This is a genomic window from Lysobacter sp. P5_B12, assembly GCF_056400425.1.
This window is the reverse complement of the sequence record NZ_JBFULG010000005.1, coordinates 34586-46984: the sequence shown is the minus strand read 5'-3', so window position 1 is coordinate 46984 and position 12399 is coordinate 34586. Positions and strand designations below refer to the sequence as shown.

General features: G+C 68.3%; 11 protein-coding genes. 8 read left to right on the top strand and 3 right to left on the bottom strand.

The features are described from left to right. Positions 1-11 precede the first annotated feature (11 nt). Both cutA and AC1DOM_RS09510 read right to left on the bottom strand, forming a co-directional pair. Positions 12-338: a divalent-cation tolerance protein CutA gene (gene cutA, locus AC1DOM_RS09515; protein ID WP_498962602.1), complete on the bottom strand. Its 327-nt coding sequence runs from the start codon at positions 336-338 to the stop codon at positions 12-14. 64 nt (positions 339-402) lie between these two features. Then, positions 403-831: a helix-turn-helix transcriptional regulator gene (locus AC1DOM_RS09510; protein WP_498962599.1), complete on the bottom strand. Its 429-nt coding sequence runs from the start codon at positions 829-831 to the stop codon at positions 403-405. Positions 832-1444: 613 nt separating this feature from the next. Between AC1DOM_RS09510 and groES the strand changes: the two genes are divergently transcribed. The 8 genes from groES to glnE all read left to right on the top strand — a co-directional run bounded on the left by groES (position 1445) and on the right by glnE (position 11415). Then, complete coding sequence (gene groES / locus AC1DOM_RS09505; protein WP_156639549.1) at positions 1445-1732, top strand: co-chaperone GroES; 288 nt, start codon at positions 1445-1447, stop codon at positions 1730-1732. Positions 1733-1788: 56 nt separating this feature from the next. Continuing rightward, entirely contained in the window at positions 1789-3426 is a 1638-nt protein-coding gene (gene groL, locus AC1DOM_RS09500; RefSeq protein ID WP_498962597.1) for a chaperonin GroEL, read from the top strand. Positions 3427-3564: 138 nt separating this feature from the next. Continuing rightward, positions 3565-4170 carry an RNA polymerase sigma factor gene (locus AC1DOM_RS09495; RefSeq protein WP_498962595.1) on the top strand — a complete coding sequence of 202 codons (606 nt, stop codon included), beginning with the start codon at positions 3565-3567 and terminating at the stop codon, positions 4168-4170. Beyond that, on the top strand, positions 4167-4823 hold the full coding sequence (locus tag AC1DOM_RS09490) for a zf-HC2 domain-containing protein (protein ID WP_498962593.1): 657 nt from the start codon (positions 4167-4169) through the stop codon (positions 4821-4823). The genes AC1DOM_RS09495 and AC1DOM_RS09490 overlap by 4 nt, the downstream gene beginning before the upstream one ends. Positions 4824-4828: 5 nt before the next feature. Further along, on the top strand, positions 4829-6076 hold the full coding sequence (locus AC1DOM_RS09485; protein ID WP_498962591.1) for a S8 family peptidase: 1248 nt from the start codon (positions 4829-4831) through the stop codon (positions 6074-6076). Between the two features lie 51 nt (positions 6077-6127). Next, complete coding sequence (locus tag AC1DOM_RS09480; protein ID WP_498962589.1) at positions 6128-6880, top strand: TorF family putative porin; 753 nt, start codon at positions 6128-6130, stop codon at positions 6878-6880. 58 nt (positions 6881-6938) lie between these two features. Next, complete coding sequence (locus AC1DOM_RS09475) at positions 6939-8495, top strand: flavin monoamine oxidase family protein (RefSeq protein WP_498962587.1); 1557 nt, start codon at positions 6939-6941, stop codon at positions 8493-8495. Positions 8496-8652: 157 nt separating this feature from the next. After that, complete coding sequence (gene glnE, locus AC1DOM_RS09470; RefSeq protein WP_498962585.1) at positions 8653-11415, top strand: bifunctional [glutamate--ammonia ligase]-adenylyl-L-tyrosine phosphorylase/[glutamate--ammonia-ligase] adenylyltransferase; 2763 nt, start codon at positions 8653-8655, stop codon at positions 11413-11415. Here the strand turns inward: glnE and AC1DOM_RS09465 are convergent. Next, positions 11410-12393 (bottom strand): mitochondrial fission ELM1 family protein, encoded by a 984-nt coding sequence (locus AC1DOM_RS09465; RefSeq protein ID WP_498962583.1) that lies wholly within the window; start codon positions 12391-12393, stop codon positions 11410-11412. The genes glnE and AC1DOM_RS09465 overlap by 6 nt on opposite strands. Positions 12394-12399: the final 6 nt, after the last annotated feature.

The following is a 12399-nucleotide window of genomic DNA, read 5'->3' as shown; positions in this document are numbered from 1 at the left end:
AAGTGTGGTCGTCAGGCTGGGACGGAAGGATCGGTTTCGCGCGCGATCCATTGCAGGTACGCGGGCAGGCCGCCGGCTTCGACCGCCAGCACTTCCGGGAGTTCGTAGGGGTGCAGCGCAACGATGCGTTCCTGCAGCGCGGGCATGCGCACGCGCGTGGTCTTGGCCAGGAGCAGCACTTCGGCGGCGTGTTCGACCTTGCCCTGCCAGCGATACGTGGATTGCATGCCCGGCAGGAGATTCACGCACGCGGCCAAGCGCTCTTCGACCAACGCATCGGCGATGCGTTGCGCAGTGTCGAGATCCGGACAGGTGGTGATGCAGAGCAGAGCGTTCACGACGGGCGCCGAAACGGGGGCGCCATAGCGTACTCGCGTCCCGCGGCCGGGCTAAGTGCCGACGTCAGTCCAGGCTGTCGTAATACGCGTCGCTGGTCATCAGCGATTTCGCACGCGGGCGGCCCGTGCGCTGGCTGGCGAGTTCTTCCATCAGTTCGACCAGCGCCAGGCGCGCGCGCACCGGGGCTTCGCGGAAGGCCACGAGCAGGCGTTGTTCGAGCGAGTCGTCGACGAGCAGGGCATCGACCGCCGCCACCGAGTCGAGCACCGTTTCGCGCGAGGGCGCCATCTGGCCGCGGCCCGTGGCCAGCCATTCGAACTGCACGCCGGTCACCATCGCGATTTCGCGCAGGTGCTTGACGCTCGGATTCTTGCCTTGCGGCGCTTCCCAGTGACTCACGGCGCTACGTTGCACGCCCACCGCCTGCGCGAGTTGGGTTTGCGACATGGCGGCGTGGCGGCGCGCTAGCCGGATGCGTTGCTGGGAAGTCATGATGGGCTACGTAGAAAAATCCGTGCCAAGTGAAGGCGTGTCCGCACGTTACACACGGCAACTGCCGGTATGAAGCGACAATGTTACCGCTGTTCACCCCGTGAATGATAATGGCAGCAACCTGTCTACTTTTGGTAGCGGGAGTGAGCCGGGCACTGGAACACAGGCTGTAAATACTGGTTTTAGCTACCAACAAGCACCGTTTCACGGCCGCCACCACCCTTCACAACGGCGACGAAGTCCGCAATTCTCCACTCCGTCGAAAGGAACTTTTCGATCAGGCAACGGACTGGGGGTGGAGGACGGCGAGGGATCGCCCGCCACGGACTCGGCAACTCCCGACCCCAGGGCGCGCACGGCCACGTGCGCGCCCTTTTTTCCGGGCCACGTCTCCGCGGAACCCCTCCTCCGCCCTTCCCCCCTGCGCCAAGCGGGGGAGGGGTTCCTTCATTCGAATACGCACGCGCCCTTGAAAGCCCGGGGCCGCACCCCGATTAGAGTCGCCGACCCGCACCGCGGGCTTCATTTGCGCGAATTCTTGGCACTCGTTTCCAGCGACTGCTAGAATTTGCGGCCTTTCACCAACCGCATCAAGCACTTGCGAGGGTTGTCAATGAACATCAAGCCGCTGTACGACCGCGTGGTCATCAAGCGCATGGAAGAAGAAAAGCTGTCGGCCGGCGGGATCGTGATCCCGGATTCGGCCACCGAGAAGCCGATCAAGGGCGAAGTCGTCGCCGTCGGCGAAGGCAAGGTCCTGGACAACGGTTCGGTGCGCAGCCCGAAGGTCAAGGCCGGCGACAAGGTGCTCTTCGGCAAGTACAGCGGCACCGAAGTGAAGCTCGATGGCACCGAATACCTCGTGGTGAAGGAAGACGACATCCTCGCCGTCCTCGGCTGAGTCTCGCCCTTCGCATCCAAACGTACACAAGCAACTTTCTACTGAGGTAATCCGCAATGGCTGCCAAGGAAATTCGTTTCGGTGAGGACGCGCGCGCCAAGATGGTGCGCGGCGTCAACGTGCTCGCCAATGCCGTCAAGGCCACCCTGGGCCCGAAGGGCCGCAACGTCGTGCTCGAGAAGAGCTTCGGCGCCCCCACGATCACCAAGGACGGCGTGTCCGTCGCCAAGGAGATCGAGCTGTCCGACAAGTTCGAGAACATGGGCGCGCAGATGGTGAAGGAAGTCGCGTCCAGGACGTCCGACAACGCCGGCGACGGCACCACCACCGCGACCGTGCTCGCGCAGGCGCTGATCCGTGAAGGCATGAAGGCGGTCGCCGCCGGCATGAACCCGATGGACCTCAAGCGCGGCATCGACAAGGCCGTGACCGCGGCCGTCGCCGAGCTGAAGAACATCAGCAAGCCGACCGCCGACGACAAGGCGATCGCGCAGGTCGGCACGATCTCGGCCAACTCGGACGAGTCGATCGGCAACATCATCGCCGAAGCGATGAAGAAGGTCGGCAAGGAAGGCGTCATCACGGTCGAAGAAGGTTCGGGCCTGGAAAACGAGCTCGACGTCGTCGAAGGCATGCAGTTCGACCGCGGCTACCTCTCGCCGTACTTCATCAACAACCAGCAGTCGATGTCGGCCGAGCTGGATGATCCCTTCATCCTGCTGCACGACAAGAAGATCTCCAACGTGCGCGACCTGCTGCCCGTGCTGGAAGGCGTGGCGAAGGCCGGCAAGCCGCTGCTCATCGTCGCCGAGGAAGTCGAAGGCGAAGCGCTGGCAACGCTGGTGGTCAACACCATCCGCGGCATCGTGAAGGTCTGCGCCGTCAAGGCCCCGGGCTTCGGCGATCGTCGCAAGGCGATGCTGGAAGACATGGCCGTCCTCACCGGCGGCACCGTGATCTCCGAGGAAGTCGGCCTCTCGCTCGAGAAGGCGACGATCAAGGATCTGGGCCGCGCCAAGAAGATCCAGGTCACCAAGGAAAACTCGACGATCATCGACGGCGCCGGCGACAGCACGGCCATCGAAGCGCGCATCAAGCAGATCAAGGCGCAGATCGAAGAGACCTCGTCGGACTACGACCGCGAGAAGCTGCAGGAGCGCGTCGCCAAGCTCGCCGGCGGCGTTGCGGTGATCAAGGTCGGTGCCTCGACCGAGATCGAGATGAAGGAAAAGAAGGCGCGCGTCGAAGACGCCCTGCACGCCACGCGTGCGGCGGTGGAAGAAGGCGTGGTCCCGGGCGGCGGCGTTGCGCTGATCCGCGCGCTGGCTTCGGTGGGCAAGATCACCGGCGCCAACGAAGACCAGAACCACGGCGTCCAGATCGCGCTGCGCGCGATGGAAGCGCCGCTGCGCGAAATCGTCACCAACGCCGGCGAAGAGCCGTCGGTCGTGCTGAACAAGGTCAAGGAAGGCTCGGGTAACTTCGGTTACAACGCGCAGACCGGCGAGTTCGGCGACATGGTCGCGATGGGCATCCTGGACCCGACCAAGGTCACCCGCACCGCGCTGCAGAACGCAGCGTCCATCGCCGGCCTGATGATCACCACCGAAGCGATGGTGGCCGAGCAGCCGAAGAAGGACGAACCGGCCATGCCGGGCGGCGGCATGGGCGGAATGGGCGGTATGGATTTCTGACGAAGTCGGGAATCCCGCTCTACCGATGTACCCCGGAAAGGCCCGCGCAAGCGGGCCTTTTCTTTTGCCCTCACGTTCGGGCGTATCGTTTGAACCGGCCGCCCCCGGCACGGTACTGACGGGCGACAGGAGGGTCGGATGGCGCACCCCAACCAAGGGCCCGACGGCGGGATGCCGAACGGGACCGACAGATCCATCGCGATGGACGAAGCCGACCTGGTCGGCCTCGTGGCGATGGAGGACATGCGCGCGTTCGAAGCGCTTTACCGCGCCTACCACCCCAGGCTCCGCCGTTTCCTGCGCGGCATGTTGCGTCAGTCGACGATGGTGGACGAAGTGTTGGACGACACGATGATGGTCGCTTGGCGCAAGGCGCATACCTTCGATGCGACTTCACGCGTGTCGACCTGGCTGTTCGCCATCGCGTATCGGCAGGCCCTGAAGGCGCTGCGCCGCCTGGACTGGTCGATGCCCGATCCGATCGACGAGGCGGCCGCGCCGCGCGAAGGCGAGCCCGATCGCGAACTCGCCCACGCGCAACTGCGCGAACGCCTGGACGCGGTCATGGCCCAACTCTCCCCCGAACACCGCGCCGTGATCGAGATGACCTACTTCCACGGCTACAGTTGCAAGGAGATCGCCGACGTCGTCGGTTGCCCGGTAGCGACGGTGAAGACGCGCATGTTCTATGCGCGCCGCCACATGAAGACCTTGCTCGGCGACGAAGGAGTGCAAGCGCTGTGAGCGGACACGTGCTCCCCTTCGAAGGCCACGCGCATCGCGACGTCGAGCGCCTGCTGCCGTGGTACGCCAATGCGACGCTCGATGCGGACGAGGAAGCGCGCGTGCGCGCGCACCTGCTCGAATGCGCGGCCTGTCGCGCCGAACTGTCCGGCCTGCGCGGCGTGATCGACCTCCCGCCGCCGGCGATGGATCCGCGCGAAACCGATCGCGGTTGGGCGCGCATGCACCAACGCCTGCACGCCGCGCGTCGCACGCCGGGTGCGCGATTCGATTGGCGCCGCGTGCGCGCCGGTTGGTCCGGCACGCCCGCGTGGTTGCGCGTGGGGATCGCGGCGCAGTTCGCCTTCATCGCGGTGCTGGCGATGTTCCTGCTCGGCGATCCGCAACCGGCGCCGCAAACCTACACGACACTCTCCGCAACGCCCGCACCGCACGCTTCGCGCGACACCCTGCTCGTCGTGTTCGACCCGCGTACCACCGATGCGCAGCTGCGGGAGTTGCTCGGCGCGAGCCGCGCGCGCATCGTCGATGGGCCGAACGCGGCGGGCGCCTTCCTCGTGGCCGTGCCGCCGGGCCAGGCCGAACTCGTGCGCAACGCATTGCGCGCATCGCCGGGCGTGGCGATGGCCGAACGCCTCGCGCCGCCGGAGTGACGCGCGTGCGCGGGTTGCTCCTCCTGCTGCTCGCTGTCTTCTCCGGTGGCGCGTTCGCGATGCCGAAGGACACGCCGCAAGACCAGGCGCGCGAATTGCTCGTCATGCTGCGCGCACCGGCCGTGCACGACACGCCCGAAGCCGGCTACGTCGGCGACTATCGCAATGCGCCCGGACGTGCGGCGCGCGCGCGCATCGCGCGCAAGCTCGCCGACGCGAACGGACTGACGGTGCGCAACGATTGGGCGATGCCCGCGCTCGGCGTGGATTGCTACGTGCTGCAGGCGCGCGATGAAAGCGCCGTCGTTGCGGCGGTCGAAGCGCTGGCACGCGATCCGCGCGTCGAATCGGTGCAGGCGATGCAACAGTTCGAAGTCTTGAGCGACGATCCCCTCTCGCCGGCGCAGCCTGCGCAGAAACTCTGGAACCTCGATGAAGTGCACCGGCACGCGACCGGCCGCGGCGTCACCGTCGCCGTGATCGACAGCGGCGTCGCGGCGATGCACGCCGACTTGCGCGGCCAGGTCGCCGCGTCGCGGGATTTCGTCGACGACGACACCGCGCGCGTGGTGCCCGAAACGCACGGCACCGAAGTCGCAGGCCTCATCGCCGCTCGCGCGGACAACGCGCTCGGCATCGCCGGCGTCGCACCGCAGGCGCGCCTGCTCGCGCTGCGCGCCTGCTCGCAGTCCGATGGAAACCCGCGCGCGCGCTGCAGCAGTTTCACCCTCGCCAAGGCGTTGCAGTTCGCGATCGACCAGCGCGCGCAGGTCATCAACCTCAGCCTCGGCGGTCCGCGGGACGTGTTGCTGGGGCGTTTGCTCGCTGTCGCGCTGACACGCGGCGCATCGGTCGTCGCCGCCGTCGATCCGCATGCGCCGGACGGGGGATTCCCTGCGTCGCAGCCGGGCGTGATCGCCGTGGCCGGTGATCCATCGCGTGCGCTGCCGCTCCGCGCATTCCTCGCCCCCGCCGACGCCTTGCCCACCACGACCGTCGATGGCGGATGGGGCCTGGTCAACGGCACGTCGTTCGCCGCCGCGCAGGTGAGCGGGCTGATCGCCCTGTTGCGCGATGCCGCGCCCAATCTGCGCGGCAATCGCGTGCGTGACGCTCTTGCGGGCGTACCTGCGCTAGGCTCGGCGGCGGCGCGACCCCTGCCGATCGACGCCTGTGCCGCCTTCGCGCGCGCGGGCCCCGGATGTGCCTGCGGCTGCAGGCTCGCCGACGCACAGGAGACGCCGCGCCACTGAGGGATGGTGGTGCGCGAGGCGAGGGAACGGAAGACCCGACGACTGCGATGCGTGTTCGCCGCATGGGCGCTGTGCTGCGCGTGGTCGGCGCAGGCGCAGATGTCGGGCAGTGTCGGCGTGGTCTCCGACTATCGCTATCGCGGTTATTCCCTGAGCGACGGCGATCCCGCGTTGCAGGCGAGCTTGTCATACGACTGGGCGAGCGGCGCCTACGCAGGCGTGTTCGCATCGAGCACGCAATACGCCGGCGATTCGGGCGTGCAGGCCATTCCCTACGTGGGCTACGCGCGGCGCGACGCGCAAGGCCGCAGTTGGGACGTGGGCCTGCGCTACACGCACTTCACCGCGGATTCGCAAGCCGACTACGCCGAAGCGCATGTCGGGCTCGCCTTGCGCCACGCCGCCCTGCGCCTGCATTACGCGCCCGACTACTTCGGGCAGGTGTCCAACTGGTATTTCGAAGTCGACGGCAGCCTGCCCTTGGGCGAACGCGTGCGGTGGCTTTGGCACGCCGGCGTGTCGCGCAGTGGCGATTCCAGTGGCGATGCGAACGAGCCGGCGTATGTGCCGCCGTCGTACTCGAGCGCGGGCTACCGCGCGCAACACGCCGCCTACGCACCGGACCCGGCGCACGAGGACCGCACGCACGTCGATGTCCGAACCGGGTTCGCGCTCACGACGCGCGTGTGCGATGTGCAATTGACCTGGCAGCATGTCGACGGCAACGATGCCGGGGCGTATGCCGCCCCCTTCGATCCGCGCGATCGCGCGGGCTGGGTGCTCGGCTGCGTGCATCGCTGGTAGTGGCCCCCCGGACGCGCCCCTCCCGTTTTCCAGCATCGACGCACACACAAGGTTCGCCATGGCACGCACGCCGTTGTTCGCCCTGCTGCAACGCGCCGCGCGGATCGCGCGCAACGCCGCGACCGTGGACATGCCGCTCGATGAATTCCACGGGCGCGGAAACGAAATGCGCGTGGATGCGACGCGTCGCCGCCTGCTGCAGGGCGCGGCCGCGGGGCTCGCGCTCACCGCGTGCGCGCCGGTCGCGCACAAGCCGCGCGCGGCCGACGTCGTCATCGTCGGCGCGGGCATCGCGGGCCTGAGTGCCGCGTGGCGCCTGCGCGAGGCCGGCGTGTCCTCGCGCATCTATGAAGCGCAATCGCGCGTCGGCGGCCGCATGCTCAGCCTGCGCAACCATTTCCCGAACGGGCAGGTCATCGAGCTGGGCGGCGAACTGATCGACACCGGTCATGTGCGCATTCGCAAGCTCGCGCAACAAATGGGGCTCGAGCTCGACGATCTGCTGAAGGAGGAAACGGACGCCGATACCTGGTGGTTCGACGGGCGCCGCATCGACGAGGCGGAGATCGTGCGCGCCTTCGTCCCGCTCGTGCCTGCGATCGACGCCGACGTCGCCGCCCTCGGCGAGGGTGCGCTGGATTACCGCGATACCAATCCCGCATTCCGCGCGCTCGACGCGCTGTCGATCGCGCAATGGCTCGACAAACACGGCGTGTCCGGCTGGCTGCGCAAGTTGATCGACGTCGCCTACACCACGGAGATGGGGCTGGAGATCGACCAGCAAAGCGCGCTGAATTTCCTGACCTTCATCGGCACCGAAGACGCCAACGCGTTCAAGGTCTTCGGGGAAAGCGACGAACGCTTCCACGTGCGCGGCGGCAACGACCAGATCCCGCGCATCCTTGCCGCGCGCATGGGCGAGTCGATCGAAACCGGGCACGTGCTCGAGGCCGTGCGCAAGGACGGCGATGGCGTGCGCCTGACCTTCCGCCGCGATGGGGCGAGCATCGACGTGCACGCGGGCCAGGCGATCCTCGCCCTGCCGTTCACGCTGCTGCGCAACGTGCGGATCGATTACCCGCTGCCCCAACGCAAGCGGAACGCGATCGATCGCCTGGCCTACGGCACGAACGCCAAGTTGATGATCGGCTACGACCGTCGGCCCTGGCGGACGCAGGGTGCAAACGGCGCATCGATGTCGGACCTGTCCTACCAGACCACGTGGGACACCACGCGCAAGCAGATCGGCCCGGCGGGGGTGCTGACCAACTTCACCGGTGGCCGGCATGGCGTGGAATTGGGCCAGGGCACCCCGCGCGCGCAGGCGGATGCGGCGACGGCCGCGCTCGATCGCGTGTGGCCCGGGCTCGCCGCCGCCCGCACGCATCCGCGCGAGGCGCGTTTCCATTGGCCCACCCATCCCTGGACGCTGGGCAGTTACGCCTGCTTCCGCCCCAACGACTGGTCGACCCTGCGCGGCGTGATGGGCGAGCCCGTCGGCCCGCTGTTCTTCGCCGGCGAGCACTGCGCGCTCGAGACCCAGGGCTTCATGGAGGGCGGTTGCGAATCCGGGCAAATCGCCGCAGAAGCAGTGCTGGCACAGGTCGTGGCCTAGGATTTTCTGTACCCGCGAGTCCTTTTTTGCAGTGCAGCGTGCAAACCATCTAACGATTCCTTCACTCTCGGCACGCATCCCGACGTGGGGGAGGGAGCAGGCCCGCAACCGGTTCGTCCGGGGCGGGCTTTTTCTTTTGCGATGCGATCATGGAGCGATGACGGACCCCGCCGACGCATACGCCGCGCGCCAACTCGAACGCCTGCGCGCCACCGTGCCCACGCCCTGGGCACCCGAGATCGAAGCGAACCTGTTCGCACTCGCGCGCGCGAGCGATTTCGCGATCGAAACCCTGCTGAAGCAGCCCGCGCTCGTCGATGCATTCGCATCGAACGCGCCCACGCCGCCGCTCGTGCTCGCACGCGAGGCGCGCAGCGAATGGCCTGCGATGCTGCGCCGCCATCGCACCGCCGAGTCCACGCGGCTGATCTGGCGGGATGTCGCGGGCCTGGATGACGTCGATGCGACGCTCGCCGGCACCACCCGCCTGGCCGAAACCTGCCTGCAATCCGCGCTCGAGGCGCTGGAAGGCGAATTCGCCGAACGCTTCGGGCACGTGCGTGCGGCCGACGGCAGCGTGCAACGGCTCGTCGTCTTCGGGCTCGGGAAACTTGGCGGCGGCGAACTGAACTTCTCCTCCGACGTCGATCTGGTCTATGCCTACGAAAAGGACGGACAGAGCGCCGGGGTGCGCGCCCTCGCGGCGGAGGATCACTTCGCGCGCTTGGGACAACAGCTCGCCAAGTTGCTCGACGAAACCACCGCCGACGGGTTTTCGCATCGCGTCGACCTGCGCCTGCGTCCCTTCGGCAACGCCGGGCGCGTGGCTTTGCCCTTCGCGGCGATGGAGCAGTACTTCCAGCGCGAAGGCCGCGACTGGGAACGCTATGCCTGGCAGAAGGCGCGGCCGGTGGCGGGCGACATCGGCGCGGGCCTGCGCTTCCTGGAAACGCTGCGTCCCTTCGTCTACCGGCGTTACCTGGATTACGGCGCGCTCGACGGCCTGCGCGAAATGAAGGCGGCGATCGCCGCGGAAGTCGCGCGCAAGGAACTGGCGGACGATATCAAGCGCGGCCCCGGCGGCATTCGCGAAATCGAATTCCTGGTGCAGGCGCTGCAACTGATCCGCGGCGGGCGCGAGCCGGTCTTGCGCGAGCGCCGATTGTTGCCGGCGCTCGAGGCCCTCGTGCAGGCTGGACAAGTCGCACCCGAAACGGGCCGCGCGCTGGCCGCTGCGTATCGTTTCCACCGCCGGTTGGAAAACCGCCTGCAGATGTTGCGCGATGCGCAGACGCACGCGTTGCCGTCGAACGAACTCGACCGACACCGCATCGCGCGCGGATTGGATTTCGAGGATTGGGCGGCGTTGCGCACCGCGCTCGATGTGCACCGCGCCCGCGTGGCCAACGAATTCGAAGCCCTGCTCGCGCCGCGTGGTCGCGCGGTGGCGCCGAGCGAACTGGCGACTTACTGGCGCGCGTTACCCGACGCCGGCGACGCGCAGGCGCTCATCGACGCCGGCTTCCGCGATACCGAAACACTCGACGGAAGCCTGCGCGACTTCGCGCGCGCCCCGGGCGTCCGCACCTTGTCCGATGCGACGCGCGCGCGGCTGGATCGCGTGTTGCCTGCGCTGCTTGCATCGGCTGCTCGCTCCTCGCAACCCGATGCGGCCTTGCGTCGCGTGCTGCCGTTGCTGCACACCTTGCTGCGCCGCGCGAGTTACCTGGCCTTGCTCGACGAACAACCGGCGGCGCTCGCGCGGCTCGTCGATGTCGTTTCCGGCAGTGCGTTGCTGGCCGAACGCATCGCCGCGCATCCGCTGTTGCTCGACGAACTCCTGGATCGTCGCAGCGCGGAAACCCTGCCGGATCGCGACGCACTCGCCGACGCCTGCAACCAGGCGCTGCGCGAGGAGGACACCGAAGCGGCACTGATGGCGCTGAACGAGGTCCGCCAGGCGCTGAGTTTCCGCATCGCGATGGCGACGCTCGACGCGCGCCAGTCCGCGCAGGACAGCGCACGCCAACTCGCCTGGCTCGCCGATGCCGTGGTCGTCGTCGTGTTGGAACTGGCCAGGCGCGAAGTCGAACAGGCGCATGGTCGCGTCCCCGGTGCACGTTTTGCCGTGGTCGGTTATGGCAGCCTCGGCGGAGAGGAGCTGGGCTTCGGTTCCGACCTCGATCTCGTATTCCTCTACGACGCGCCGTCCGACGCGCACTCCGATGGCGCGCGTGCGCTGGATGCGTCGCGTTGGTTCGCGCGGCTCGCGCAGAAGCTGGTGGCGCTGCTGGGCACGGTCACGGGCGCGGGTCGGCTCTACGAGGTGGACGTGCGTTTGCGGCCCGATGGTGCGAAGGGATTGCTGGTTTCGAGCCTGGCCAGCTACGCCGAATACCAGCGCGAGCGCGCATGGACGTGGGAGCACCAGGCCCTCGTGCGTGCGCGCGGTGTCGCGGGCGATGCATCGTTGCTCTCCGATTTCGAACAGGTGCGTGCGCAGACCCTGGCGCGTGCGCGCGATTCGGCGACCTTGCGCGACGAAGTCGTGCAGATGCGCCAACGCATGCGCGCCGAACTCGATCGCAGCGATGCGGCGCGGTTCGACCTCAAGCAAGGGCAGGGCGGCTTGGTCGACCTGGAATTCCTGTTGCAATGGCGCGTGCTGGATCGCGCGGACGACGATGCGCGGTGGCTGGTGCCACGCGATACGCCCGGTCTGTTGCGCGTTGCCTGCGAGGACGCATGGATGGAGGGCGCGCGTTGCGATGCGTTGATCGCGGCGCACGCGGCGTTGCTGGAAGCGGGCTTGCGCTGCACGCTGGATCGGCGGCCGCGGATCATGGCGGAGACCGATGCGATCGCGCAGGCGCGCGTGGTGATCGGCGAGGCGACCGCGCGTTGCGGATTGCCGCTATAGGCCCAGGCGGGTGCGCACTTCCGCGGCCACGCGTGCGGTTTCGCGCAAGGGTTCGACTTCGTAGGGCGCGAGCGTGTCGTCGAAGGGCCGCACGCGACCCAGGCGATCGAGCGATGCATGGAACGCCTGGATGCGCCCGCGCACCGCATCGCCGCCGAGGACGAACACCGGCGCGCGCGTCGCGCAGGCTTCGCTGAGCATGTTCACCGAATCGCCCGTGCACACGATGCGGTCGGCCCACGCGAGCAAACCGGGATAGGGGTTGTCGCTGTCGTCGCCGCCCGCGGTCGAAGGTGCGAACCAGCGCAGGCCGGGAATGTCGCCGCACTGCGCGCGCAGCGCCGCTGCCCACTCCGGCGGCGTTCGGCGCGACGTGGTCGCCAGCAGGCTGCCGCCTTCCACGCGCATGCGCACTGCCAGGCGTTGCAGATCGCGCGACAGCGCGTCGGCGTCGTACGTGGCGTGATCGCTCGGCCCGCCGAGCAACAAGGCCGTGCGCGGCGAAGCGAGCGGCGCGAGGATCGAATAGTCGCTGCGCGCCTGCGCGAGCCACAGATCGTCGACGGGGTGCAGGCTGCCGACCAGCGTGACGACGTTGTCGCCCGCCAGCGCATCGTGTTCGGGCGCCACCACCAGGTCCCACAAGGCCGGCGGCAGGCGCGGGTCGAGGATCTGCACGGTGCGCGCGCCGCGTTCGCGCAAGCGGCGCGTGGCGAGCGCCGCCTGGCGGCCGCAGCCGATCGCGATCGCCGGCGGCGCATCGAGCAGCGGGGCGAAGCCCGTGAACGCGTGGTCGCTGCCGGGCAGGGCACGGGGCGCGCCCCAGCGCCACGGTGCGCGCGGCCGCAGCGCGACGTCCCGCGCATCGGCGAAGCCCATCGCGGCCGCCAGCGCACGCGCCTGCCGCACGTTGCCCGCGCGGCCGTCGGTGAGCGTCCAGCAAGCGACTGGGGATTGCGGCATCGAGGCGTGTTCCATCGGTCG